This is a genomic window from Leisingera sp., from assembly GCF_982940295.1.
Map to the genome: position 1 here is coordinate 35,956 of NZ_CEYXRG010000020.1, position 23,476 is coordinate 59,431.

The 23,476-nt window shown below is 65.5% G+C and carries 24 protein-coding genes; 13 read left to right on the forward strand and 11 right to left on the reverse strand.

Going from position 1 to position 23,476, the window contains the following annotated elements:
* Window position 1 precedes the first annotated feature (1 nt).
* Together AC4HIX_RS16630 and AC4HIX_RS16635 are read left to right on the forward strand one after the other, a co-directional pair.
* Window positions 2-598 (forward strand): TetR/AcrR family transcriptional regulator, encoded by a 597-nt coding sequence (locus AC4HIX_RS16630; RefSeq protein WP_475047450.1) that lies wholly within the window; start codon window positions 2-4, stop codon window positions 596-598.
* A 62-nt stretch (window positions 599-660) separates the two neighbouring features.
* The gene (locus AC4HIX_RS16635; protein WP_475047448.1) at window positions 661-873 is read left to right on the forward strand and encodes a hypothetical protein; all 213 of its coding nucleotides are present in this window, start codon (window positions 661-663) and stop codon (window positions 871-873) included.
* Between the two features lie 58 nt (window positions 874-931).
* On the opposite strand, the gene AC4HIX_RS16640 is transcribed toward AC4HIX_RS16635, so the two are convergent.
* Window positions 932-2,947, reverse strand: a complete 2,016-nt coding sequence (locus AC4HIX_RS16640; protein WP_490399787.1) for an OmpA family protein — start codon at window positions 2,945-2,947, stop codon at window positions 932-934.
* A 144-nt stretch (window positions 2,948-3,091) separates the two neighbouring features.
* Window positions 3,092-4,120 (reverse strand): tryptophan--tRNA ligase, encoded by a 1,029-nt coding sequence (gene trpS, locus AC4HIX_RS16645; protein WP_490399788.1) that lies wholly within the window; start codon window positions 4,118-4,120, stop codon window positions 3,092-3,094.
* Between the two features lie 100 nt (window positions 4,121-4,220).
* Here trpS and AC4HIX_RS16650 point away from each other — a divergent pair, with 100 nt between their 5' ends.
* Complete coding sequence (locus AC4HIX_RS16650; protein ID WP_490399789.1) at window positions 4,221-4,907, forward strand: rhomboid family intramembrane serine protease; 687 nt, start codon at window positions 4,221-4,223, stop codon at window positions 4,905-4,907.
* A 116-nt stretch (window positions 4,908-5,023) separates the two neighbouring features.
* Here the strand turns inward: AC4HIX_RS16650 and AC4HIX_RS16655 are convergent, their stop codons facing one another.
* The 5 genes from AC4HIX_RS16655 to AC4HIX_RS16675 all read right to left on the reverse strand — a co-directional run bounded on the left by AC4HIX_RS16655 (window position 5,024) and on the right by AC4HIX_RS16675 (window position 11,406).
* Entirely contained in the window at window positions 5,024-5,221 is a 198-nt protein-coding gene (locus AC4HIX_RS16655; RefSeq protein WP_490399790.1) for a YgaP family membrane protein, read from the reverse strand.
* A gap of 87 nt (window positions 5,222-5,308) precedes the next feature.
* Window positions 5,309-5,896, reverse strand: coding sequence for a Crp/Fnr family transcriptional regulator (locus tag AC4HIX_RS16660; RefSeq protein ID WP_490399791.1), 588 nt, complete (start codon window positions 5,894-5,896; stop codon window positions 5,309-5,311).
* Window positions 5,893-7,443: a murein biosynthesis integral membrane protein MurJ gene (gene murJ, locus AC4HIX_RS16665; protein WP_490399792.1), complete on the reverse strand. Its 1,551-nt coding sequence runs from the start codon at window positions 7,441-7,443 to the stop codon at window positions 5,893-5,895. Before murJ ends, AC4HIX_RS16660 begins: the two co-directional genes overlap by 4 nt.
* Window positions 7,440-10,280, reverse strand: coding sequence for a [protein-PII] uridylyltransferase (locus tag AC4HIX_RS16670; RefSeq protein WP_475047433.1), 2,841 nt, complete (start codon window positions 10,278-10,280; stop codon window positions 7,440-7,442). Before AC4HIX_RS16670 ends, murJ begins: the two co-directional genes overlap by 4 nt.
* Window positions 10,240-11,406 (reverse strand): penicillin-binding protein activator, encoded by a 1,167-nt coding sequence (locus AC4HIX_RS16675; RefSeq protein ID WP_490399793.1) that lies wholly within the window; start codon window positions 11,404-11,406, stop codon window positions 10,240-10,242. Before AC4HIX_RS16675 ends, AC4HIX_RS16670 begins: the two co-directional genes overlap by 41 nt.
* Window positions 11,407-11,493: 87 nt before the next feature.
* On the opposite strand from AC4HIX_RS16675, the gene rsmI reads away from it, so the two are divergent.
* The 4 genes from rsmI to AC4HIX_RS16695 all read left to right on the forward strand — a co-directional run bounded on the left by rsmI (window position 11,494) and on the right by AC4HIX_RS16695 (window position 14,644).
* Window positions 11,494-12,351 (forward strand): 16S rRNA (cytidine(1402)-2'-O)-methyltransferase, encoded by an 858-nt coding sequence (gene rsmI / locus AC4HIX_RS16680; protein ID WP_490399794.1) that lies wholly within the window; start codon window positions 11,494-11,496, stop codon window positions 12,349-12,351.
* A 3-nt stretch (window positions 12,352-12,354) separates the two neighbouring features.
* A complete protein-coding gene (locus tag AC4HIX_RS16685) occupies window positions 12,355-12,729 on the forward strand; it encodes a YraN family protein (protein ID WP_475047428.1) in 375 nt (124 codons plus the stop codon).
* A gap of 71 nt (window positions 12,730-12,800) precedes the next feature.
* On the forward strand, window positions 12,801-13,736 hold the full coding sequence (gene gshB / locus AC4HIX_RS16690) for a glutathione synthase (protein ID WP_490399795.1): 936 nt from the start codon (window positions 12,801-12,803) through the stop codon (window positions 13,734-13,736).
* Entirely contained in the window at window positions 13,736-14,644 is a 909-nt protein-coding gene (locus AC4HIX_RS16695) for an alpha/beta hydrolase fold domain-containing protein (protein WP_490399796.1), read from the forward strand. Before gshB ends, AC4HIX_RS16695 begins: the two co-directional genes overlap by 1 nt.
* On the opposite strand, the gene AC4HIX_RS16700 is transcribed toward AC4HIX_RS16695, so the two are convergent.
* The 4 genes from AC4HIX_RS16700 to cobU form a co-directional block, all read right to left on the reverse strand.
* Window positions 14,633-16,141: a YifB family Mg chelatase-like AAA ATPase gene (locus AC4HIX_RS16700; RefSeq protein ID WP_490399797.1), complete on the reverse strand. Its 1,509-nt coding sequence runs from the start codon at window positions 16,139-16,141 to the stop codon at window positions 14,633-14,635. The two genes, AC4HIX_RS16695 and AC4HIX_RS16700, sit on opposite strands and share 12 nt — an antisense overlap.
* A gap of 113 nt (window positions 16,142-16,254) precedes the next feature.
* Entirely contained in the window at window positions 16,255-16,938 is a 684-nt protein-coding gene (locus tag AC4HIX_RS16705) for a glutathione S-transferase (protein WP_490399798.1), read from the reverse strand.
* A 58-nt stretch (window positions 16,939-16,996) separates the two neighbouring features.
* Window positions 16,997-17,578 carry a histidine phosphatase family protein gene (locus AC4HIX_RS16710; RefSeq protein WP_490399799.1) on the reverse strand — a complete coding sequence of 194 codons (582 nt, stop codon included), beginning with the start codon at window positions 17,576-17,578 and terminating at the stop codon, window positions 16,997-16,999.
* On the reverse strand, window positions 17,575-18,093 hold the full coding sequence (cobU, locus tag AC4HIX_RS16715) for a bifunctional adenosylcobinamide kinase/adenosylcobinamide-phosphate guanylyltransferase (protein WP_490399800.1): 519 nt from the start codon (window positions 18,091-18,093) through the stop codon (window positions 17,575-17,577). Before cobU ends, AC4HIX_RS16710 begins: the two co-directional genes overlap by 4 nt.
* Window positions 18,094-18,369: 276 nt before the next feature.
* On the opposite strand from cobU, the gene AC4HIX_RS16720 reads away from it, so the two are divergent.
* The 6 genes from AC4HIX_RS16720 to AC4HIX_RS16745 all read left to right on the forward strand — a co-directional run bounded on the left by AC4HIX_RS16720 (window position 18,370) and on the right by AC4HIX_RS16745 (window position 23,403).
* The gene (locus AC4HIX_RS16720) at window positions 18,370-19,248 is read left to right on the forward strand and encodes an RNA polymerase factor sigma-32 (protein ID WP_475047416.1); all 879 of its coding nucleotides are present in this window, start codon (window positions 18,370-18,372) and stop codon (window positions 19,246-19,248) included.
* A complete protein-coding gene (locus tag AC4HIX_RS16725; RefSeq protein ID WP_490399801.1) occupies window positions 19,245-20,081 on the forward strand; it encodes a ChaN family lipoprotein in 837 nt (278 codons plus the stop codon). Before AC4HIX_RS16720 ends, AC4HIX_RS16725 begins: the two co-directional genes overlap by 4 nt.
* A 223-nt stretch (window positions 20,082-20,304) precedes the next feature.
* Window positions 20,305-21,501, forward strand: coding sequence for a bifunctional phosphopantothenoylcysteine decarboxylase/phosphopantothenate--cysteine ligase CoaBC (coaBC, locus tag AC4HIX_RS16730; RefSeq protein ID WP_490399802.1), 1,197 nt, complete (start codon window positions 20,305-20,307; stop codon window positions 21,499-21,501).
* A 37-nt stretch (window positions 21,502-21,538) separates the two neighbouring features.
* The gene (dut, locus tag AC4HIX_RS16735) at window positions 21,539-21,994 is read left to right on the forward strand and encodes a dUTP diphosphatase (RefSeq protein ID WP_490399803.1); all 456 of its coding nucleotides are present in this window, start codon (window positions 21,539-21,541) and stop codon (window positions 21,992-21,994) included.
* The gene (locus tag AC4HIX_RS16740) at window positions 21,994-23,043 is read left to right on the forward strand and encodes a HesA/MoeB/ThiF family protein (RefSeq protein WP_490399804.1); all 1,050 of its coding nucleotides are present in this window, start codon (window positions 21,994-21,996) and stop codon (window positions 23,041-23,043) included. Before dut ends, AC4HIX_RS16740 begins: the two co-directional genes overlap by 1 nt.
* Window positions 23,044-23,052: 9 nt before the next feature.
* Window positions 23,053-23,403, forward strand: a complete 351-nt coding sequence (locus tag AC4HIX_RS16745) for a hypothetical protein (protein WP_490399805.1) — start codon at window positions 23,053-23,055, stop codon at window positions 23,401-23,403.
* The last annotated feature ends 73 nt before the right edge of the window (window positions 23,404-23,476 follow it).

Here is a 23,476-nt window from a genome sequence, read left to right on the forward strand (position 1 = left end):
CTTGGCCCGCACGATCGCAAAAGACCATGATGAGAAACGCGCGCAGATCCTGAAGTCGGCGGCCAAGGTGTTCGCCGACTCCGGTTACGATCGAGCGTCGATGACCCAGCTGGCGCGGGAATGCGGGATCTCCAAGGCGAACATCTACCACTATTACGACAGCAAGGATGCCGTGCTCTTCGGCGTCCTTGATACGTATCTCAAGGACCTGCGCGACCGGGTCTGCGAGGTGGAGCTGGACGGGTACGGCCCGCAGGAACGGCTGCGCCGCATCGTCTCGGAAATCCTGCTGGCCTATCAGGGCGCGGATCACGAGCACCAGGTGCAGCTGGGGGCGATGGGCGCGCTGCCCGAGGAGCAGCAGAAACATCTTCGCAGCTATCAGCGCGAGATGGTCCAGTTCATGAGCGATGCCCTGCAGGCCGTGGCGCCCGAGATCTTTGACGGCGACGGCACCAAGCTGCGCGGCGCCACAATGTCTGTCTTCGGGATGCTGAACTGGTATTATATGTGGAACAGCGGCGCAGGTTCTAAGGCGCGTGAGGATTATGCCCGTCTTGTTTCGGATCTGACGTTGCACGGGGTAAGGGGGCTGTAATAGCGCGCCCGTGTTGCGTTTCCGCCTTTCTGCGCTAGCTTTCTCCGCCGAGGGAGGATGCGATGCAGAAACCTGAGAGCTTCGAGAATTTCTACTACAAGAAAGTCGGCCTGGGCGAAGCCTGCGGCTGCGCCGAACGGGCCATCGACATGTACGAGTTCGACCGGACCGCGGGCGGGCGGAAAGGTGCAAGAACCGGCAGGCGCCGGTTTTCCCTGAAGTCATTTGCCCTAAAGTACGGGCTTTTGTCCCGCCGCAGGACACCGGCGGAATAGGGACGGAAATACACCCGGCGGGGAAGTCCCGCCGGGTGCAGTTGTTCAAGCTTTAAGATCAGCCTTCGCTGCCCAGCAGCGGCGTGATCCGGCGCACGGCGACGCGGCGGTTGACGCGTTCGGCGTCCAGTGTCTTCACGGCCAGATCGCTTTCGCCATAGCCCTGCACCACCATGTTTTCCGGCGGCACGTCGAAGTATTCGGTCAGCGCCAGCGCCACGGTTTCGGCGCGCCGGTCCGACAGCGCCAGGTTATAGGTGGCAGCGCCCACCGCATCGGTGTGGCCTTCGATGAGGAAGACCTCGCCCGGGTTGCGGTCGATCAGATCGCGCAGAGCGTTGCCCAGGGCCGCCAGCTCTTCGGCTTCCTGCGGGCGGATCACTGCAGAGCCGGTGTCGAAATTCACCGAGTCCACGTTGATCACCGGCACCAGGCGGCGCACAGCGTCGATGTTGCGGACCTGCGCCAGCGAGAAGCGGCGGTCAACCTGCGAAGCGTCCTGCGCGGCCAGCGCTGCAGCCAGGTCCTCAGCCGACACGGCACCGGTGCTGGAGAAGGCGCGGCGGTTGTCCTGAACCTGCGGCAGTTCATTGACGACCACCTTTTCCGCCTTTTGGGTGTCATCGAACAGAACCACGCTGCGGCCGTCCGGCAGAATGCGGGTGCGGCGCAGAACCCGGCCCTCGGCAGAGCGGATGGTTTCCACCTCAACCCCGTTCTCGCGGGTCACCACGGTGCGGGTGGAGCCGTCCTGGAACCGGTAGGTGGTCACGTTCGAGCCCGGCTGGCGCAGCAGCGCGTCGTCGTCTTTCAGCACACGGTACTGGCCGTCCTGCTCGACGATGGCGCGGTCGCCGGTGTTGGAGACCACCTTGCCGCCGGTGTTGAGCAGTGTGCCGATGGCCAGGGCGCCGAGGCCGAGCAGGGCGTTACGCTGCTGGTCGGACAGGCCGCCGTCATCCTCTTCCGCAGCGGCATTGGCCTCCGGGGCAGGGGCTTCTGCCGCCTGAGTGTTTTCACGGACTTGGGTTTCAAATTCCTCGTCCGAGCTGCGTACGGTGTCTTCGGTCACCGTTTCCTCGATCACCTCGGCTTCGCCTTCGCTGCTTTCCGCGGCTGCTGCGGCAGCTGCTGCGGTCTCAGTCTCGGCTTCGGCCTGAGCGTCGGCCTGGGCCTGGCTGTCCAGTTCGACCAGCTCGGGGTTGTCGGTTTCCTCGCTGGTCTCACCCTGCGACTGGGCCAGATCGGCGGCAATGGCTTCTGCAGTTGCGCCGGTGCTTTCAGCCGCCGCGTCCTCTGCGGGCTGTTCCATGGTCTGGTCAGCTTGCACTTCGGTCTGCTGCCCGGCCTGGGTTTCGTTCTGCTGTGCGGCCTCAGCTTCGGGCTGCGGCTCGGCCTGGGCCTCTGCCTGCTGGTCAGCTTGTGCTTCGGTTTGTTCTTCCTGAGCGCCGGCCTGAGTCTCGGCCTGAGCTTCGGCTTGCTGTTCCAGTGCCTCTGCCAGAGCCGCGGCTTCTGCAGCTTCCTGAGCGGCTGCGGATTCAGCGGCGGCCTCTGTCTCAGCGTTGGCCTCTGCGCCGGCCTCTGCATTGGCCTCGGCCCCGATCTCAGCCCCGGCGGCCTCTTCCGGCTGCTGGGTGTCTTCACCGCCGGCCGCCTGGCCTTCCGCAGCGGCCTGGGCTTGCACCTCTGCTTCGGCAGCGGCCTGTGCTTCGGCGATGACTTCGGCTTCCGCCTCAGCCTCAGCACCGGCAGTCATCTCCGCCACGCTGGCCAGCACGCTGGCGGATTGCAGTTCACCCGGCAGCTCCGCGTCAAAGGCGCCAGTGCCGTAGGCCTGGCAGAACTTGGCGATCCGGCCGGTTTTTTCTTCGATCTCCGCGCCAGCGGCCAGTTTCTTCTGCCGCTTCTCGGCGCGTTTCCGGCAGCGGTCGACCAGATCGCCGATCTCGGCGGTGGTCATCTGGGTGAGGTCAATGCGCTTGTTGCCCTTGTCCTGCGACAGGGCGGGCAGCGGGGCTGCCAGCGAGACCATCACTGCCAGCGCCGTGGTCGATTTGAAAATTCCCGGTTTCATTGCGGTTCCTTCCTTGTTCCGGCACGGGGCCGTACGGGGGTAACCGCTGAGTGGCGGAAAAGTTTCCGCGCGTCCCGGCAAAAAAGAAGCCGCCCCCGGAGGGGCGGCTGAAATGCGGCCGGTTTCCGCCAGCGGCGTCCCGTTTCAGAGGCTTACGGGCGGAACCATGCCGACGATGTCATAGGTCTTGCGCAGGATCGGCGCGGTGATTTCGCGTGCGCGCTCCGATCCGCGGGACAGAATCTTGTCGATTTCGTCCTGGTGCTGCATCAGCCGCGCCATCTCGGTCGAGATCGGCGCCAGTTTCGACACCGCCAGATCCGCCAGCATCGGCTTGAACTCCGAGAACTGCTTGCCGCCGACATCCGCCAGCACCTGTTCCACGCTCTGCTCATTCAGCGCGGCGAAGATGTTGATCAGGTTGCGCGCCTCGGGGCGGTCTTGCAGGCCTTCGGTTTCGGAGGGCAGCGCCTCGGGGTCGGTCTTGGCCTTGCGGATCTTCTTGGCGATGGCATCGGCGTCATCGGTCAGGTTGATGCGGGAGGCGTCGGAAGGGTCCGATTTCGACATCTTCTTGGACCCGTCGCGCAGGCTCATGACGCGGGTGGCGGCGCCTTCAATCACCGGCTCGGTTTCCGGGAAGAAGTTGACGCCGTAGTCATGGTTGAACTTGATGGCGATGTCGCGGGTCAGCTCCAGGTGCTGTTTCTGGTCCTCGCCCACCGGCACATGGGTGGCGTGGTAGACCAGGATGTCCGCCGCCATCAGCGCCGGATAGGCAAACAGGCCCAGCGAGGCGTTCTGCTGGTTCTTGCCCGCCTTGTCCTTCCACTGGGTCATCCGCTGCATCCAGCCCATGCGGGCGACGCAGTTGAAGATCCAGGCCAGCTGTGCGTGTTCGGGCACCTGGGACTGGTTGATCAGAATCGAGTCTTCAGGGTCGATCCCGGCGGCGATGAAGCCGGCGCAGAGCTCGCGGGTGGATTTCTGCAGATCCGCGGGATCCTGCCAGACGGTGATCGCATGCAGATCGACCATGCAATAGATGGTCTCAATGTCCTTGGCCTGCCAGTCGACGAAGCGCTTCAGCGCACCGAGGTAATTCCCCAAGTGCAGGTTGCCCGAAGGCTGGATCCCCGAAAAGACGCGCGGGGTGAAGCTGGTTTCGCTCATGGCCGGAAACTCCCGTCTGGAATTATGCACCATCGTCGCTTACCCATGGGGCCAGGATAGGTCAACAGGCGCGGGAGATTCCGTGCCGCAAGGAGTTTGGATGAGCAGCCAGCCCCACAATGCCCCGGTCAACCCTTTGCCCGCCGCGGTGGTGGCGCTGGTCCTGATCATCATCGGGATCGAGGCCGTGTTTTCATTCGGCGCGCGCGGCATCCTGGGCGGTCCGGAGGCAATCGGCTGGCGGCTGGAGGCGATCCAGTCCTATGCGTTTTCCAGCGAGATTTTCTGGTGGATGCAGGAGAGCGGCCGCTGGCTGCCGGAGCATTTGAAGCGGTTTGTTTCCTACATCTTCGTGCATGGCGCCTTTACCCATGCGTTGTTTGTCTGCGTCTTTGTGCTGGCGATGGGCAAGATGGTCGGCGAGGTGATGGGCGATCTGGCGATGGTCATCATCTTTATCCTGTCCGGCGCCGGCGGCGCGCTGGGTTATGCGCTGCTGGTCAGCGGCGGACAGCCCCTGATCGGCGGCTTCCCGGCGGTTTATGGGCTGATCGGGGCGTTCACCTTTCTGCTGTGGCGCTCGCTGGCCTCGGTCGGGGCGCAGCAAAGCCGGGCGTTCACGCTGATTGCCTTCCTTATGGGGGCGCAGCTGGTGTTCGGACTGCTGTTTGGCGGCCAGAAGGACTGGGTCGCTGACCTGGCGGGTTTTGCCACCGGGTTCGGGCTGTCGTTTTTCCTGGCGCCGGGCGGCTGGGCGCGGATCCGCAACCGCATCCGCCACGATTGAAGCGGGGCGCTCCCGCCCGCTGGTGACGCCCCTGGCGGGGCATCGCCAGCCGTTGGGCCGGGCCGCGCTGACGCGCGGCGGCTTTGCCGCCCTTGACCCGGCATTGGCCGGAAGGCTCAGCCCTGTTTTTTCAGCGAGCAGGTGTTCAGGCCGATGATCTGATAGAGCGGGCAGTAGCCCATGAGGCCGGTCGCCAGCGGCACCAGGCCAATGAGGCCCCACAGGGTTTGCGGGCCGATGAACACCAGCGACAGCAGGATCAGGCCGAGGATTACGCGCAGGGCGCGGTCGAGGGGGCCTTCGTTACGGGGCATTGTGCGGTCCTTTCGAACTCAGGTTGCAATTTCTGAGCCTATTTTAGACCGCAGCAGGGGGGCTGTCGGTGACAGTGTCACCAAAGCTCAGGTTTCATCCTGAGCCACCCGCTCCAGCCCGGCGCGGTCGAGGATGCGCAGCTGCCCGCGCTGTGTTTCGACCAGCCCGAGGCGGGCGAATTCGCGCAGGCGGCGGGTGACGAATGCGCGGCCGGAGGCGGTTTCGGCGGCCAGCGCGTCATGGGTGGTGCGGATCTCATCGCTGTTCTGTGCCAGGCGCAGCAGCACCCGGGCGAGGCGGGCGTCAAAGCCGGTGAGGGCGACGTCCTCGACCAGTTGTTCGTAGTCGGCAAAGCGGCGGGCGACGGCGGTCAGGACTTCGCTGCGGAACGCCCCGTCCTCCGACATCGCCTGACGGAATGCGGCGTGCGGGATGATCTCGCCTTCCAGCGGGGTTTCCGCGACGCCCTCCGCCGCATAGGTGCGCCCGTCGGTGAGGCAGGCGAAGGTCTGCAGGCAGACATCGCCCGGGCCGACGCGGTAGAGCACCACCTCGCGGCCGTTGGCTGCGGTCAGCGTGACCTTAATGCGGCCGGAGGTGAGGCGGACAAAGCCGGGGCAATCCTGGCCCGGGCGGAATAGAACTGTACCAGCGGGGCAGGCGAGGCGGTTCATGCCTGTCTCCGGCGGCTGAGGGCACTACGGAATTCCGACAGGCGGAAGGCGCCAAGCGCCTGGCCGGCGGCGAAGTAGACCACGCCGCCCAGGACCACCAGACCCAGCAGGGACAGGTAGCGCCAGTAGTCCAGGGTGAACAGCCAAGCCGCCGTTTGCGCCACCGTGTAGAGCACCGCGCCCATCACGGCAGAGGCGGCCAGGATACGCCAGGCGCGGCGGCGGAAGCGGGCATCGAACCGGGCTTCCTCCCCCATGCCGCGGGCGCCAAGTGCCAAGAGCGCCACCATGGCCCAGCCTGCGGCGGAGGCGGCAATGGCGGGGGCGATCCAGCCCAGAACCGGTTTGAGTCCAAAGGCCAGCCCGGCGTTCACCGCCATCGCCACCAGCGCATAGTGGAACGGGGTCCGGGTGTCCTCACGCGCGAAATAGAGCGGCTGCAGCACCTTTTGCAGCATGAAGGCCGGCAGGCCCGCGCCGTAGATGGCAACGGCGATAGCGATGGCGGCGACGTCTTCGGGGCCGGTAGCGCCGCGTTCATAGAGAACAGAGACCAGTGGCAGCGGCACGGTGATGAAGGCAACGGCGGAGGGGACGGCTAGCAGCAGCGAGAACTCTCCGGCGCGCGACAGGGCGTCTTGCGAGCCCGCGCCGTCACCGGCCCGCAGGCGGCGCGACAGGGCGGGCAGCAGCACGATGCCGACGGCAATGCCCACGACGCCCAGCGGCAGCTGATAGAGGCGGTCGGCGATGAACAGCCAGCTGGCGGCCTTTTCGATGTCCGAGGCTACGTATTGCCCGACCACAAGGTTGATCTGGGTGACACCCATGGCCAGCGCCGCAGGCACGGCAACCCGGACCAGATTGCGCATTTCGCTGTTCCAGCGCGGCAGGCCGGGGCGCAGAGCGATGCCTGCCCGGGCTGCGGCAACCCAGACCAGCGCCAATTGTGCTACGCCGGCCACAGGGATGGTCCAGACCAGCCAAATTACGACGTCGCCTCCCAGGATCGCCCCGGCTGTCATCGCTGTGCAAGCGAAGATATTGAGCAGCACCGGCGCGGCGGCCGCGGCGGCAAAGCGTCCGGTGGCGTTCAGCACTCCGGAAAACAGCGCCGCCAGCGACATGAACAGAATGTAGGGAAAGACGATATGGCCGTATCCCACCGCCATATCGAACCGCGCATCGCCGACAAAGCCGCCCGCCGTGAGCCAAACCAGTCCGGGCATGAACACCATGCCCAGGCCGACCAGCGTCAGCACCGCAGCAGCCAGCAGGTTGAAGGCCTGCTGCGCATAGGCGGTGGCGTCGTCGCCAGCCTCGTAGCGTTTGGCAAAGGCCGGGACAAAGGCCGCGTTGAAGGCGCCTTCGGCAAAGAAGCGGCGGAACATGTTGGGCAGGCGGAAGGCCACGATAAAGGCATCCAGCACCGGCCCCGGGCCGATGAAGGCGGCGATCAGGATCTCGCGCGCAAAGCCCAGCACGCGGCTGGCCAGCGTCCAGAACCCGACGGTCAGGAACCCCGAAAGCAATCTGATTGGCTTCATATATCCGCCCGCTTTGCGCCCTCGGCAATCGCCTCGCGCAGCTTCTTCTCCAGCGTCCGCTGTTTGGACTCGGAATAGTACTTCAAGCCGAACATGTCCTTGACATAAAAGGCATCCACCACCTGCTCGCCATAGGTCGCAATCACCGCATTGGCAATATAGACATTGGCCGCGGCCAGGGCGCGTGCCAGGTCATAGAGGAGGCCCGGCCGGTCGCGGGTGTCGACCTCGATGATGGTGTAGATCTCCGAGCCTTCGTTGTCGAAGGTGATGTGGGTCGGCACCTTGAAGGCGCGCTCGCGCTTCTTGATCTTGTCGCGGGATTTCAGCGCATCGCGGGCAATTACCTCGCCCTTGAGCGTCTTCTCGATCATCTGCTTGAGCCGGTGCAGGCGCATCGGGTCGAAGGGGTGGCCCTCGCTGTCCTGGATCCAGAAGGCGTCCGTGACATATCCGTCCTTGGTGGTGTAGGACCGCGCGTCCACCACATTGGCCCCGACCAGCGCCAGCGCGCCGACGATGCGGGCAAAGATGCCGGGGTGGTCTTCCATCACGAAACAGGCGCGGGTGGCGTCGCGGTCCACGTCCGGATAGAGCCGGATCATCACCTCGCCCGGGTCGCCCTTGGCGGTGAACTCGCGCAGCATTTCGGCGAAATCCACATGCGCGGTGACATGCAGCCCGTGCCAGTAGGGCGGGTAGTGGCGGGCGGTTTCTGTCTTTAGGTCGGCCTTGGACCAGTCCGGCAGCGCCTTGCGCAGGGCTTTCTTGGCGGACGCGCCGCGATGCTCGCGGTTCAGCGCTTCCATGCCGCCCTCAAGCGCGGCGCGGGTCTGGCCGTAGAGCGCCCTGAGCAGCGCCGCTTTCCAGTTGTTCCAGGTGTCCGGTCCGACGCCGCGGATATCGCAAACGGTCAGCAGCAAGAGAAGGTCCAGCCGCTTGACGGTCTGCACTGCCTTGGCGAAGTCGCGCACCGTGCGCGGGTCGGCAATGTCGCGTTTCTGGGCCATATCCGACATCAGCAGGTGATAGCGGACCAGCCATTCCACGGTCTCGCATTCCGAGGGTTTCAGCCCCAGCCGCGGCGCCACCTTGCGGGCAATCTGGGCGCCGAGGATCGAATGGTCCTGCGCGCGGCCCTTGCCGATGTCATGCAAGAGCATCGCCACCATCAGCACCTTGCGGTTCAGCCCCTTGCGCAGCACTTCCGAGGACAGCGGCAGCTCATCCTCCAGCTCACCGCGCTCAATGGCGGCGAAATTGGCGATTACCTGGATGGTGTGCTCGTCCACCGTATAGGAGTGGTACATGTTGAACTGCATCATCGCCACGATCGGCTCGAACTCGGGCAGGAAGGCAGACAGCACGCCCAGTTCGTTCATCCGCCGCAGTGCGCGTTCCGGGTTGCCGTGCTTGAGCAGCAGATCGAGGAAGAGCTTCCGCGCTTCCTTGTCGTTGCGCATGTTTTCGTCGATCAGGTGCAGGTTCGCTGTCACCAGCCGCATCGCGTCCGGATGGATCAGCATACCGGTGCGCAGCGCTTCCTCGAACAGCCGCAGAAGGTTGACCTTGTCCTGCAGAAACGCCTCCGGGTCGACAACATCCAGCCGGTTGTGCACCACCCGGTAGCCCGGCTTGATCCGCGGGCGGCGGCGGAAGATCCGTTCCAAGAGCGGCGCGCCTTTCTGGTGGCTGGCCTCCAGCTTGGTCAGGAAAATCCGGGTAAGGTCGCCGACGCGAGTGGCATGGCGGAAATAGTCCTGCATGAACAGTTCGACACCGCGACGGCCGGCCCGGTCTTCATACCCCATGCGCGAAGCCACTTCGACCTGCATGTCAAAGGTCAGCTGCTCGGTGGCGCGGCCGGTGGCCAGATGCAGATGCGAGCGCACTGCCCACAAGAAGGATGCCGCCTTGGCGAACAGCTCCATTTCCTCGGGGTGGAACAGGCCCAGGGGCACCAGGTCTTCGGCGTCCTTGACCTGGTAGAGGTACTTGGCGATCCAGAACAGTGACTGCAGGTCGCGCAGGCCGCCTTTGCCCTCTTTCACGTTGGGCTCAACCACATAGCGCTGGCCTTGCTTCAGGTGGCGGGCGTCGCGCTCGGCCAGCTTGGCTTCGATGAACTGCTCGGCATCCTTCGAGAACAGCTCTGCCCGAAGCCGCTTGTCCAGCTCCTTGGCCAGCGGCGCGTGGCCGGCCAGGAACCGGTGCTCCAGCATCGCGGTGCGGATGGTGTAGTCCTCGCCGCCCAGCCGGATGCAATCCTTGATGGTGCGGCTGGCGTGGCCGACCTTCAGCCGCAGGTCCCACAGGATATAGAGCATGGATTCGATGACGCTCTCGGCCCAGGCGGTGATCTTGTAGGGGGTCAGGAACAGCAGATCGACATCCGAGGCCGGCGCCATCTCGCCCCGGCCGTAACCGCCGACCGCCAGCACGGCGATACGCTCGCCGCGGGTCGGGTTGGCAAGCGGATGCAGCAGGCCGCTGGCCACATGCAGCGCGGTGGTGACCAGCCCGTCGGTGAGGAAGGTGTAGGAGCGGGTCAGCTCGCGCGCGGCAAAAGGTTTGGCGGCAAAGGCCTCGGCAATGACTGCGCGCCCGGCCTTGTTGGCGGCGCGCAGAATCTTCACGGTTTCGCCGCGCAGCTCTGCCGGGCTGGTATCCGCTGCCGTTGCTTCGATCTGCGCACGCACGGCCGTGGCGTCAAAGATGTCCGCGGGGTCGCAGATGAGCGGCCCCAGCGGTTCGGGATACCCGTTGGCAGTGTGCCGCGGGGAGCCGGCGGAGGCTTCAGAAACCTGCGCCGGAGAAGCTGCTTGGGGCTGGGTCAATGACTACGACCTTCTGTTCTTGGATGGTGGCAACTGCCAGGCCGCGCTCATTGGTGCCGTCGGGCCGCAGACGGAAGATGCCGCCGGCCCCTCGGAAACCTGCCCCTTGGGTCAGTGCGCCGCCGGTCAGGGCGTCGGATTTACCGGCCGCGACCAAGGCGCCGATGGCGGCAATGCCGTCATAGGCGAGGCTGCCGATGGAATGCGGCGCTGCACCATAGCTGGCCTGGTAGCGGGCGCTGAACTGCTGCACCTTGCTCTGGTCCGGCAGGGCAAACCAGCCGCCTTGCACGCCGGGCAGGGTCAGGGTTTGCGGCGGGATGTCCCAGCGGGTCAGGCCGATGTATTGCGTCACCGACGGATCGACGCCGGCTTCGGGCATCAGCTGCGCCAGCAGCGGCAGCGCGCCGGCGGTGGTCGAGGTCAGGAACACAGCATCCGCACCCGCCGCTTCGGTGCGGATGGTGGGGATGGCATTGATCACGCCCTGCTGTGACAGTTCATAGCCCACGCTGCCTGCAATACTGACACCGCTCTCGCTGGCAGCGCGCTGGATGGCAGCACGGCCCGCAGAGCCGGCTGCATCATTGCCGCCGACAATCAGGATGTTGCGCTTGCCGTTGCGGGCCGCAAAGCTGGTCAGCCTGCGGGCGGTGTTGTCGAATGTCGGCCCCAGGATAAAGACATTGCCGCCGGCAATCGCCGGGTTGTTGGAGAAGGCCAGCACGTTCACGCCGCGCTGGCGGGCGGCGATACCCGCCGCATTGGCGGCCTCGGCATAGACCGGACCCAGGATCACCCGGGCGCCGTCGTCCAGTGCTTGCTGCGCGGCGGTGGAGGCGGTTGCCGGGTTGCCTGCGGTGTCATAGACCCGCAGGTCGATCTGCGCCCCCTGCAGGTCGCCGATTGCCATCCGGGCGGCATTTTCCAGGCTCTGGGCCAGCACCCGGTCGCCCTGCTGGGCGGAACCGCGCGGCACCAGCAGCGCTACCGGCACGGGTTTGGAGGTGTTAATTGTCGGGCCGGTGCCGATGGCAACCGGATCACAGGCAGTCAGGGCAATGGCGGAAAGTGCCGCGGCGGCTGTCAATGCCGCCTTGCGGGCCCGTTTGAAAACAGCAAACATAATGGCTTGAAACTCCGTTCTCCCGGCGCGGTTGCGCCGTGTGGGTTTAAAGACGGATCATAAACGACCAAAAAGGCGGGTCCAGCGTTGAATCACCAGAATGTCATATTGTCCCCCGGGCTGTACTTTGTTGCCACTCCGATAGGCACTGCCCGCGACATTACCCTGCGTGCGCTGGATGTGCTGGCCTCGGCCGATGTGCTTGCGGCTGAGGATACACGCTCGCTGCGCAAGCTGATGGAGATACATGGCGTGCCGCTCGGCGGGCGGCGGATCATCGCCTACCACGACCACAGCGGCACCGGCGCGCGGTCGAAACTGCTGGAGGCGCTGGCGGAGGGGAAATCGGTTGCCTATGCCTCCGAGGCCGGGATGCCGCTGATCGCCGATCCGGGATTTGACCTCAGCCGCGCCGCGGCGGAGGCGGGTCACACGGTCACCTGCGCGCCCGGCGCCTCGGCGGCGGCGACTGCGCTGACATTGGCCGGGCTGCCGACGGATGCGTTTTTCTTTGCGGGCTTCCTGCCCAATGCCTCCGGCGCCCGCCGCAAGCGGCTGGAGGAGCTGCGGGAAATCCCCGGCACGCTGATTTTCTATGAATCGCCCAAGCGCGTTGCCGCCTCGGTGGCGGACATGGCCGCGGTGCTGGGCAACCGCCCGGCGGCGTTGTGCCGCGAGCTGACCAAGAAGTTCGAGGAAGTGCGCCGGGCGCCGCTGGCGGATCTGACCGCGGGTCTGGAGGTCAGCCCGGTCAAGGGGGAGATCGTGCTGCTGGTCGACCGCGCGCAGGAAGCGGAGGTGAGCGAAGGCGATCTGGAAAGCGATTTGCAGGCGGCTTTGCTGGGCAATTCGGTCAAGGACGCCGCCGGGATCGTTGCCGAGATGCACGGGCTGCCCCGGCGCAAGGTCTATCAGCTGGCGCTGCAGCTGGCGAAGGGCAGCTGAGGCATGACCCGCGCCCGTCAGCACCGCGGTGCCCGCGCCCACCTGGCGGGCGAAGCGGCAGAGGAGATCGTGGCCCGCCACTATGAAAACCGCGGTTATACCGTGGCAGAGCGCCGCTGGCGCGGGCAGGGCGGCGAGATCGACCTGATCCTGCGCGGGCCGGACGGGCTGGTGTTTGTCGAGGTGAAGCACAGCGCAACCAGCGCCGCGGCGGCCCTGCGCATCACCCCGCGGCAGGCGGAACGCATCTATGCCAGCGCCGGGCAGTATCTGGAGAACACGCCGCAGGGGCAACTGACGCCGGTCCGCTTTGACGCGGCGCTGGTTGATGGAACCGGCGCCGTGGAAATCATCGAAAACGCTTTCGGGATGGATTGAACCGCGTCTGACCCATTGAACCCCGGAGCGGGGTGCGCCATGTATTTGGCCAGTTTACAAGGGATACAGCCATGAAGATCGCCTTTCAGATGGACCCGGTCATGGGCGTGGACATCAACGCGGACAGCAGCTTCCGCCTGGCCGAAGAGGCCCAGGCGCGCGGGCATGAGCTGTTCTTCTACGGCCCCGACCATCTGGCCTATCAGGAGGGCCGCATTACCGCCCGCGGCCATGACATGACCGTGCAGAGGGTGGCAGGCACACCGGCGGTCCTGGGTCCGGAACGCGAGGTGGATCTGGCGGATTTCGATGTGGTCTGGCTGCGGCAGGACCCGCCGTTTGACATGCACTACATCACCTCGACCCATCTGCTGGACATGCTGAAGGGGCAGACGCTGGTGGTGAATGACCCGTTCTGGGTCCGCAACTACCCGGAAAAGCTGCTGGTTCTGAACTTTCCGGATCTGACGCCGCCGACCACCATCGCCCGTGATTTGCAGACAATCAAGACTTTCAAGGCGAAGCATGGCGACGTGATCCTCAAGCCGCTTTACGGCAATGGCGGCGCCGGCGTATTCCGGCTGGATGCAAACGACCGCAACCTCACCTCGCTGCACGAGCTGTTCACCGGCTTCAGCCGCGAGCCGCTGATCGTGCAGAAATTCCTGCCCGACGTCAGTAACGGCGACAAGCGAGTGATTCTGGTTGACGGCGAGCCGGTTGGGGCAATCAACCGCGTTCCCGCGGCGGGCGAGACCCGGTCCAACATGCATGTGGGCGGCCGGCCCGAGAAGATTGGTCTCAGCGAACGCGATCTGGAGATCTGCGCCGCCATCGGCCCGCTGCTGCGCGAAAAGGGCCAGATCTTTGTCGGCATCGACGTGATCGGCGACTACCTGACCGAGATCAACGTGACCTCGCCCACCGGCATTCAGGAACTGGAGCGCTTTGACGGGGTGAACATCGCCGAAAAGGTCTGGCAGGCGATCGAAGCCAAGATCCGCTGATGAGCTGGCAGCGCCGGGCCATCAATGCGTGGATGCGCTATGGCATGAAACCGGTGCTGCAGGTGACCAGCAGCCCGCAGCTGGCGCGCAGGGTCTTTGAGCTGACCGCGCCGCTGTTCTGCCCGGCGCTGCCATACACCCGGGTGCTGCGGCGGCCTGCACCGGTGCCGCTGTATCTGGTGTCTGCCGGACGGACCCGCAGCAGGCAGGTCATCCTGTTCCTGCATGGCGGCGCCTTTCTGGCTGGCAGCGCCCGGGCCTATCAGGGGATGCTGTCCCGTCTGTCTTATGCTTCCGGGTTGGAAATTGCGGTACCGGATTACAGGCTGTTGCAAGAGGCTCCGTTCCCGGCGGCGTATGATGATGCGATGACGGCGTGGCAATCCCTGCGCCAAATGGGGTACGGGCCGGGTGACATTCTGCTTGCGGGCGACAGTGCAGGCGGCGGGCTGGCACTGGCACTGCTGGGCGGGCTTCTGGCCAAGGGCGAGCGCCCGGCGGGTGTGATTGCGTTTTCACCCTGGTGCGACCTGACGCTGAGCGGCGCAAGCATCAGCGCCAACCAGGCCAAGGATGTGCTGATCCCGACGGGGCGGATGAAAGAGGTTGTGGAGCAGTATCTGGCGGGCGCGGACCCTGCTGATGCCCGTGCGTCGCCTCTCTTCGCCGAGTTTACCGATCCTCCGCCGGTGCTGATCCAGGCAGGCGACGTCGAAGTGCTGCTGTCGGATGCAGAGCGGATGGCGGAACGGCTGCAGGCCGCGGGCGGCAGCGTGCGCCTCACCCTGTGGCGCGATGTGCCGCACGTCTGGCAGTTCATGGCCGGGCACTTGCCGGAAGGGCAGGCGGCGCTGGAAGAGGCGGCCGCCTTTGCGGTCACGGCGCTGGACAGCAGCTCAGCGGGTTGAAGGCAGCCGGAAGCTCAGCGCCTCGGCGAAATGGGGGCGCTGGACCCTTTCTTCGCACGCGAGATCCGCAATCGTGCGGGCAACCCGCAGCACCCGGTGATAGCCGCGCGCGCTGAGGCCGAACCGTTCGGCAGCGCGGACCAGCAAGGCGCGGCTTTCGGTACAGGGCGCGGCGATTTCCTCCAGCAGGCCGCCCTCGGCATCGGCGTTCTGGCGCAGGCCGGCATGGTCATGAAACCGCGCTGCCTGCATCTCGCGGGCGATGGCCACCCGCTGCGCCACTTCAGCAGAGCCTTCGGCGCTGGGCGGCAGCTCCAGGTCGGCAACATCCACCGGCGGCACGTCCAGGTGCAGGTCGAAGCGGTCCAGCAACGGGCCGGAGATACGGCCCAGGTAATTCGCCCCGCAAATAGGCGCCTGAGAGCAGGCGCGGTTGGCATCGGCCAAATAGCCGCATTTGCAGGGATTGGCGGCGGCCACCAGCATGAAGCGGCTGGGGTATTTCACATGGGCATTGGCACGCGCCACCATCACCTTGCCGGTTTCCAGCGGCTGGCGCAGGGTTTCCAGAACAGGGCGGCCGAACTCCGGCAGCTCGTCCAGGAACAGCACGCCGTTGTGGGCCAGGCTGATCTCGCCGGGCTGGGCGCGCCGCCCGCCGCCCGCAATCGCCGCCATGGAGGCGGTGTGGTGCGGTTCCCGGAACGGGCGGGCGCGGCTGATGCCGCCCTCGTCGATCAGCCCGCACAAGGAATGTATCATCGAGGTTTCCAGCGCTTCCGCGGGCGACAGCGGCGGCAGAATCGAGGGCAGCCGCGCCGCCAGCATCGACTTGCCTGAGCCCGGCGGGCCGATCATCAGCATGTGGTGGCGCCCGGCAGCGGCGATTTCCAGCGCCCGCTTGGCCGTTTCCTGGCCTTTCACGTCACGCAGGTCCTTGCCGCCCAGCCCGCTGACGGCCTCACCGGGTGCCGAAGGTTCGATGCGCCGCTGGCCGGTGAAATGCTGCACCACCTCCGTCAGCGTGGCGGCGCCGATCACCTGCGCGGCATCGACCCAGGCCGCCTCCGGCCCCGATGGTTTCGGGCAAAGCAGCATCCGGCCTTCCTCCGCAGCGGTCACAGCGGCGGGCAGGGCGCCGGCCACCGGCATCAGATGGCCGTCAAGCGATAGCTCCCCCAGCGCGATGGTCTCCTCGGCCTTTTCGGCCGGCAGGATGCCGATGGCGGCGAGCAGGGCCAGGGCAATCGGCAGGTCGAAGTGGCTGCCTTCCTTGGGCAGGTCGGCAGGTGACAGGTTTATTGTGATCCGGCGCGAGGGCAGGGCGATGGACATCGCCGCAAAAGCCGCCCGCACCCGCTCGCGCGCCTCGGAAACCGCCTTGTCCGGCAAACCGACCACGGAGAAGGCGGGCAGGCCCGGGGCAACGGCGCATTGCACCTCGACCAGCCGGGCCTCGACCCCCTGAAAGGCAACTGTGTAGGACCGTGCGGTCATCTCTCCCAACCCTCCTGATTCAGGGAGAAATGCTTGGCAATCGTGGTTTCCGAGTCGTTAACGCGAGGGGCTACGGGAGGCGAATTCACGTAGAATTCGCGCTCCTTCCAGGTTCAGTCCAGCGGCCAGGGGCGCCTCGGCAGATCCATTGCGTAAGGCTCAGGGTCATAGCTGACTTCATGCGCCTGCTCCTGCCAGCGCAGGACCGCGGGGTCGGACAGCAGCAACTTGCAGTAGGCCCGGGTGTCAGTGGACACCAGCAGGCCGTAGCCAACGATCCGGGCTGCCACCGGGGTGTAGAACACGTCCGCCAGCGAATAATCCCCGAACAAATAGCCGCTGCCATGCCCCGAGACCTTACGGGCATGGGAAAACAAGGTTTCGATCCGGTTCAGATCCGCCTTCACTGCGTCAGACGCCTCAAACCTCTCATACACATGGGCCAGCTGCATTGGGCATTCGCTGCGCAGTGCGCCAAAGCCCGCGGCCATTTCCGCGGCCAGCCAGCGCGCCGTGGCCCGCTGCGCCGGGCCGGAAGGCCACAGGGCTGCCTCCGGGTGCCGCTCGGCCAATGCCTCGGCAATGGCAAGGCTTTCGCCGATCACTGTGCCTTCGGGCGTGCGCAAGGCGGGCACCAGCCGGGCAGGCGCAAGATGCGCCATGTCATCCGCCATGGTTCCTGAATAAAGCCCCACCATATGCACAGTGTGGGCCAGGGAGAATTTTTCGAGCATGAGCCAGCCGCGCAAGGACCAGCTGGAGAACATGCGGTCGCCAATATAGAGTTCATAAGCCATGTCAGGAGGCTAGCGCCTGGCGGGGTATCGCGAAATGGAATGTTTGTGATGGCGCCCGTCACGGCAAGTGATTGATCACACCTGTTTGCCAGCCCTCGGGCCCATGCAGCACTTCGCTGACCGACAGGTTGTCGATGCGGTGTGCAAAGGCCTCTTCCGCGGTCAGCAGCTCCGCCCGCTGAATCTGCGTCAGGATCTGGCCGAAGTGGCCCACCACGATCAGGTCGCGGCCCCGGTGCGCGTCAATCAGCCCGTCAACCGCCGCATTCACCCGGTTGCAGACCTGGTGCCAGCTCTCGCCGCCCGGCGGGGTCACATCGCCTGGGGTCTCCCAATAGGCGCGGATGCGCTCCGGGTCCTCGGCGTCCACCTCGGCCCAGGTCCGCAGCTCCCAGGCGCCAAAGTGGATCTCGCGCAGGGCCTGCACGTGCGGCAGGCGCTGGCGGCGTCCTTGGATGGCGGTGGCGGTCTCTGCCGCGCGGGACAAGTCCGACGACACGACCAGCGCGTCGGCGGGAAGGTAGTCCGACAGGCGCGCCAGCGCTGCCGAATCAGACAGGTCGGCGGGCAGGTCCGACCAGCCGACCATTGATTTGGCGTGAGTCGGCCCATGCCGGATCAGGAACAGCCGGGTAATCATATGGCCCCCTTCAGCACCAGCGGCAGCCCCGCGGTCACTTGCACAACGGTGTCCGCCCGCGCCGCCAGCGCGATGTTGAGCCGCCCCTGCGCCTCGCGGAACCGGCGGGCCAGCGCGTTTTCCGGCACGATGCCAAGGCCGGTTTCATTGGACACGATCACCAGGTCCGCCTGGCATTTGTCCACAGCCGCCAGCAGCCCGTCCTGCGCGGCTTGCAGGTCATGATCTGCCAGTAAATGATTGGTCAGCCACATGGTGGCGCAGTCCATCAGGCAGATCTGGCCCGGCTCCAGTGCGGCTAGAACTTTGCCCGCCGTTTCCGGCTCCTCAACAGTGTGCCAGCCCGAGCCCCTTTGTTTGAGGTGCCGGGACACTTTCGCGCGCATTTCACTGTCGAAAATTTGCGCAGTAGCCCAGTAAACTCTGTCTTTCCCGGCGTTTATGCAAAGCTGTTCGGCAAAGGCTGACTTCCCCGAGGCGGCGCCGCCAAGAATAAAAGTTACATTTGCAGGCATTCTTTGCTAACCTGTAAGTACGAAGCCGTTCCTGTGGGTAACCGCAGGGCCCGGTGAAGACAAGAGACCGCAGCATCCCGGGGTTCCACTTATTAAGGCCGGGAAAGTCTGTGCAAGGGGCCAAAATAAAATTTTACCTTCCCATTTTGGCCTTTGGATGAGCCAAGAGTCGCATCCAGTGCGCGGTTGCTGTCGGCCTATATAAACCGGGCCCCCGTTTGTTCCATGCGCGTCCCCAGGCGGCAGTTTGTTAATTAGTTTCCGGGGGGAAATCACATGGCACTTGATCAAACAGTCGAAAACCCATTGCCGAGACAGGCGATGAAGGCGGAGCTTTTGGACGCCGAAACAGAGCGGCGGCTGGCCTATGCCTGGCGCGACGACCGCGATGTCGAATCGCTGCACCGGCTCATTAACGCGTATATGCGCCTCGCCATTTCCATGGCCGCCAAGTTCAAGAGGTACGGGGCGCCGATGAACGATCTGATCCAGGAGGCTGGCCTCGGCCTGATGAAAGCGGCCGACAAGTTCGATCCGGACCGCGGTGTCCGGTTCTCGACCTATGCGGTCTGGTGGATCAAAGCGTCGATCCAGGACTACGTGATGCGCAACTGGTCGATGGTGCGCACTGGTTCGACCTCGTCGCAGAAATCGCTCTTCTTCAATATGCGCCGGGTGCAGGCGCAGCTGGAGCGGGAGGCGCGGTCCTCGGGCGTGCGTCTGGACCAGCATCAGCTGCACCAGAAGATCGCCACCGAGATCGGCGTGCCGCTGCGCGATGTGGAGATGATGGAGGGGCGCCTGTCCGGCGCCGACTTCTCGCTCAACGCGGTGCAGTCCACCGAAGAAGAGGGGCGCGAGTGGATCGACGCGCTGGAGGATGACGCTTCCCAAGCCGAAGAGCTGGTGCAGGAGCGGCACGACCGCCGCCAGCTGCGCAAATGGCTGGTCACGGCGCTGCAGGCGCTCAATGACCGCGAGCGCTTCATCATCACCGAGCGCAAGCTGCGTGAACGGCCGCGCACGCTGGAAAGCCTCGGCACCGAGCTGGGTCTCTCCAAGGAGCGGGTGCGCCAACTGGAGGCTGGAGCCTTCCAGAAGATGCGCAAGAGCCTTGAAAGCCAATCGCGCGAGGTGCACAGACTGCTTTCATGAGAAAGCGGTTTCAAATCCTGAAAACACTGGCAAGCGCCGCCGTTCTGGCGGCGCTTAGCCTGTCTGCCGCCCGCGCTGGGGAACTGTCCGAGGCGATGGAAATGCTGCGGGGCGCGGATGTGGCGATACTTGGCGAGGTGCATGACAATGCGGTTCACCACCAGCGGCAGGCAGCGCTGCTGGCAGCGTTGCAGCCCAAGGCCGTGGTCTGGGAGATGATCACGGCAGAGCAGGCGGCAGGGCTGAACCCGGACATGCTGGCGGATGCGGAGCAGGTCGCGCAGGCCTTGGATTGGGCGCAGTCCGGCTGGCCGGAGTTCGTCCTTTATGCGCCCGTCTTTGCGGCAGCCAAGGGCGCCCGCCAGTACGGCGCGCTGGTGCCGCGGGAGGAAGCCTCCAGGGCGCTGGATCAAGGTGTTGCCGCCTATTTCGGCGTGGAGCAAGCTGCACGCTTTGGCCTGGATCAGCCGCTGCCGGCTGCTGAGCAGGCGGCGCGTGAAACAGATCAGCTGGCCAATCACTGCAACGCGATGCCGGCAGAGATGCTGCCGGTTCTGGTGGATTTCCAGCGTTTGCGCGACGCGGCTTTGGCCGCTGCCGGGGACAGGGCCCTGGCGGAAACCGGCGGTCCGGTGGCTGTCATTACAGGCAATGGCCACGCCCGCACCGACCGCGGGCTGGCGGTGTACCTGGCCAAGGCACGACCTGAGGCCCGGATCCGCAGCCTGGGGCAGTCTGAGGACGGGCAGATCAGCGGCACTTTCGACGTGGTGCTGGATGCCCCGGCGGCGGAACGTCCCGATCCCTGTCTGGTGTTTCAGAAAAGCAATTGAGGAACTTTGCGCACGCAGCTGACGGTGCATTTGTACCTGACCGCGCCGTGCGCAGCGCGGCGCCCGGCCCAACGCAGCCAGGGGCAGGGGGCAGCAGGCCCGTGCCGCGCGGGGGCGGGAGCTTCTGCTTGCGCCCTCGTGCTGCTGGGCGGGACCGGGAAAACCGTTTCACACTTCCGCTGCGGCGCAGTACAGTCGCCACAAACCGGGCGAGGACGCGCAAATGCTGGCTGGCAAACATATTCTTCTGATCATCGGCGGCGGCATCGCGGCCTATAAGTCACTGGAGCTGATCCGCCGCCTGCAGGATCAGGGCGCCCGGGTGACCCCGGTGCTGACCAAGTCCGGTGCCGAGTTTGTGACCCCCCTGTCGGTCTCGGCGCTGGCCGGAACGCCGGTGCATCAGGAGCTGTTCGACCTGACGGCGGAGGCTGAGATGGGCCATATCCAGCTGTCGCGCAGCGCCGATCTGCTGGTTGTGGCGCCTGCAACGGCTGACCTGATGGCTAAGATGGCCCAAGGCCACGCAAATGACCTCGCCTCGACGCTGCTGCTGGCCACCGACACGCCGGTTTTGCTGGCGCCCGCCATGAACGTGCGCATGTGGGACCACCCCGCCACCCGGCGCAATCTTGAAACCCTGAAAGGGGACGGTGTCTCGTTCGTGGGCCCAAATGAGGGCAGCATGGCCTGCGGCGAATTCGGCCCCGGGCGGATGGCGGAGCCGGAGGAGATCCTGGCCGCCATCGCGGCCAAGCTTGCGGACGGGCCCTTGAAGGGCAAGCGCATTCTGGTGACCTCCGGTCCCACGCATGAGCCGATCGACCCGGTGCGCTATATCGCCAACCGCTCCTCCGGGGCGCAGGGGGCGGCGGTGGCCCGTGCTCTGCGCGACCAGGGCGCGGAAGTGGTGTTCATCACAGGCCCGGCAGCGGTCCGCCCGCCGGAGGGCGTGCAGGTGGTGCCGGTGGAAAGCGCCCGCGAGATGGAAGCCGCGGTGCAAGCGGCGCTGCCCGCCGATGCCGGGGTCTTTGCCGCCGCGGTGGCGGACTGGCGGGTCGCCAGCGCCTCTGACCGCAAACTGAAGAAATCCAAGGACGGGCTGCCGGTTCTGGAGTTCGCCGAGAACCCTGACATTCTGAAATCCGTCTCGCAGATGAAGGACGGCCGCCCGCCGCTGGTGGTTGGTTTTGCCGCGGAAACCAACGACGTGGTGGAAAACGCCACTGCCAAGCGCAAGCGCAAGGGCTGCGACTGGATCGTCGCCAATGATGTCTCGCCTGCAACCGGCATCATGGGCGGCAGCGAAAACGCGGTGATCCTGATCTCTGACGACGGTGCCGAGGAGTGGCCGCGGATGGGCAAGGATGAGGTCGCGCGCAAGCTGGCAGAACGGATTGCTGCGGCGCTGGCCGGGTGATTTTGAGTATTTTGGGAAAGATGAAGGGGAAGCGGGTATGGTCACGATCCGTGTGAGCCATGAGGAAGCTGCGGACCGGGATGTGCCGCTGCCGTCTTACGAGACTGCTGGCGCTGCCGGCGCCGATGTGCGCGCCAACCTACCGGACCGAGGTTGCCTGGTGCTGCAGCCGGGAGAGCGGGCGCTGGTGCCGACCGGGCTGCGCATCGAGATTCCGGAAGGGTTTGAGGTGCAGATCCGCCCCCGCTCCGGGCTGGCGCTGAAACACGGCATCACCTTGCCCAACACTCCGGGCACCATCGATAGCGACTACCGCGGTCCCTTGGGGGTGATCCTGCTGAATGCGGGGCAGGAGGCATTTCAGATCGCGCACGGCGACCGTATTGCGCAAATGGTGGTGGCCCCGGTGCTGCAAGCGGGTTTCGAGCTGGCGGATACGCTGTCAGAAACCAGCCGCGGTGCTGGCGGCTTTGGCTCCACCGGGCAGGCCTGATGCTGCGGATCCTGATCCTGGCAGCGCTGATCTGGTGGGGCGGCCGGTTCCTTGGCTTGCCGAGGAACCTGCGCCTTGGTTTGCTGGCGGTGCTGTTCATCGCCGTGCTGGCGGTTCAGCTTACGCTGCCGGACGGGCATCCCTTGCGGGAAGGCACCGGCGGTTCGGTGGCACCCTGGCTGATGATGGGCGGCTTCGCCCTTGTGGCTGGGTTCTATGCGCGTATCTTGACGGCTTTGAAGACCCGCGCCCAGCCTCAGGATACACCGGTGACTCAGCCCGCAGGGACGTTCACCGAAAGCGAGCTTGACCGCTATGCCCGCCATATCGTCCTGCGGGAACTGGGCGGGCCGGGGCAGAAGAGACTGAAGCATGCCAAGGTGCTGGTGATCGGCGCGGGCGGTCTCGGCGCACCCGCGCTGCAGTATCTGGCCGCTGCCGGGATTGGCACCATCGGGGTGATCGACGACGACGTGGTCGACAACGCCAATCTCCAGCGCCAAGTGATCCACCGGGACAAGGATATCGGCACGCCCAAGGTGTTCTCCGCCCAGGCGGCGATGGAGGCGCAGAACCCCTATGTGGAGGTGCGCCCATACAACCGCCGCCTGACGGAGGAGATCGCGGCGGAGCTGTTTGCGGAGTATGATCTGATCCTGGACGGCACCGATAACTTTGACACCCGCTATCTGACCAACCGCACCGCCGTGGCGCTGGGCAAGCCGCTGATCTCCGGCGCGCTGTCGCAGTGGGAGGGGCAGCTGAGCGTGTTTCACCCGGCCGAAAGCGGGCCTTGCTATCAGTGCATCTTCCCCGAGGCTCCCGCTGCCGGCCTGGCGCCCAGTTGCTCCGAGGCCGGGGTGATCGGCCCGCTGCCGGGCGTGGTCGGGTCGATGATGGCGGTGGAGGCGGTCAAGCAGATCACCGGGGCCGGAGCCGTCTTGCGAGGCGAGATGCTGATCTATGACGGGCTCTATGGTGAAACCCGCAAGATCCGGCTGTCCCGGCGGGACGAGTGCCCGGCCTGCGGCGGCCCGCCAGCAAGCTGATCCTATCCCGTGAACGAAGCCTACTACATCGCGCTGCTGTGCGGTGCGCTGTTCGGCGGCCAGCCGGAAACGGTGCATGAGTTCGCTTATCCTGGCGGGGCGGCTTCGATCCGGACTGACTGTGAAAACGGCAACCGGGTCATCGAGTTCGGCCTAGACAAGCGCAGCAGCCTGGACAGTCGCCAGCAGTCGATGTTTGCGGCGGAAATCACCGGGAAGGAGCCGGTGGTTGTGCTGATTGATACTGATGGCGCGATGGGCCGGTTCGAGTGGCGGATCGCCCGCGCGGCAAATGTGGCAGGGGTTCCGATCCGGATCATTCCGGCCGCGCTGGCGGACGGCCTGGGGGCTGGCGGCTGATCAGCCCATATTCTCAGCGCTGGAATGTCCAGGCAGGCCAACGCGTGTTTCTCAGCCTGATTGCAGCCCCCTG

Excerpts from the sequence above, each read along its gene's own strand:
- dut (WP_490399803.1), top strand. The coding sequence starts at position 21,539 with ATGGTCACGATCCGTGTGAGCCATGAGGAAGCTGCGGACCGGGATGTG.
- AC4HIX_RS16635 (WP_475047448.1), top strand. The coding sequence starts at position 661 with ATGCAGAAACCTGAGAGCTTCGAGAATTTCTACTACAAGAAAGTCGGC.
- cobU (WP_490399800.1), bottom strand. The coding sequence starts at position 18,093 with ATGCCTGCAAATGTAACTTTTATTCTTGGCGGCGCCGCCTCGGGGAAG.
- AC4HIX_RS16740 (WP_490399804.1), top strand. The coding sequence starts at position 21,994 with ATGCTGCGGATCCTGATCCTGGCAGCGCTGATCTGGTGGGGCGGCCGG.
- AC4HIX_RS16640 (WP_490399787.1), bottom strand. The coding sequence starts at position 2,947 with ATGAAACCGGGAATTTTCAAATCGACCACGGCGCTGGCAGTGATGGTC.
- AC4HIX_RS16705 (WP_490399798.1), bottom strand. The coding sequence starts at position 16,938 with ATGGCTTATGAACTCTATATTGGCGACCGCATGTTCTCCAGCTGGTCC.
- AC4HIX_RS16685 (WP_475047428.1), top strand. The coding sequence starts at position 12,355 with ATGACCCGCGCCCGTCAGCACCGCGGTGCCCGCGCCCACCTGGCGGGC.
- coaBC (WP_490399802.1), top strand. The coding sequence starts at position 20,305 with ATGCTGGCTGGCAAACATATTCTTCTGATCATCGGCGGCGGCATCGCG.
- AC4HIX_RS16650 (WP_490399789.1), top strand. The coding sequence starts at position 4,221 with ATGAGCAGCCAGCCCCACAATGCCCCGGTCAACCCTTTGCCCGCCGCG.
- murJ (WP_490399792.1), bottom strand. The coding sequence starts at position 7,443 with ATGAAGCCAATCAGATTGCTTTCGGGGTTCCTGACCGTCGGGTTCTGG.
- AC4HIX_RS16710 (WP_490399799.1), bottom strand. The coding sequence starts at position 17,578 with ATGATTACCCGGCTGTTCCTGATCCGGCATGGGCCGACTCACGCCAAA.
- AC4HIX_RS16700 (WP_490399797.1), bottom strand. The coding sequence starts at position 16,141 with ATGACCGCACGGTCCTACACAGTTGCCTTTCAGGGGGTCGAGGCCCGG.
- AC4HIX_RS16660 (WP_490399791.1), bottom strand. The coding sequence starts at position 5,896 with ATGAACCGCCTCGCCTGCCCCGCTGGTACAGTTCTATTCCGCCCGGGC.
- AC4HIX_RS16720 (WP_475047416.1), top strand. The coding sequence starts at position 18,370 with ATGGCACTTGATCAAACAGTCGAAAACCCATTGCCGAGACAGGCGATG.
- AC4HIX_RS16725 (WP_490399801.1), top strand. The coding sequence starts at position 19,245 with ATGAGAAAGCGGTTTCAAATCCTGAAAACACTGGCAAGCGCCGCCGTT.
- AC4HIX_RS16675 (WP_490399793.1), bottom strand. The coding sequence starts at position 11,406 with ATGTTTGCTGTTTTCAAACGGGCCCGCAAGGCGGCATTGACAGCCGCC.
- AC4HIX_RS16655 (WP_490399790.1), bottom strand. The coding sequence starts at position 5,221 with ATGCCCCGTAACGAAGGCCCCCTCGACCGCGCCCTGCGCGTAATCCTC.
- AC4HIX_RS16695 (WP_490399796.1), top strand. The coding sequence starts at position 13,736 with ATGAGCTGGCAGCGCCGGGCCATCAATGCGTGGATGCGCTATGGCATG.
- gshB (WP_490399795.1), top strand. The coding sequence starts at position 12,801 with ATGAAGATCGCCTTTCAGATGGACCCGGTCATGGGCGTGGACATCAAC.
- trpS (WP_490399788.1), bottom strand. The coding sequence starts at position 4,120 with ATGAGCGAAACCAGCTTCACCCCGCGCGTCTTTTCGGGGATCCAGCCT.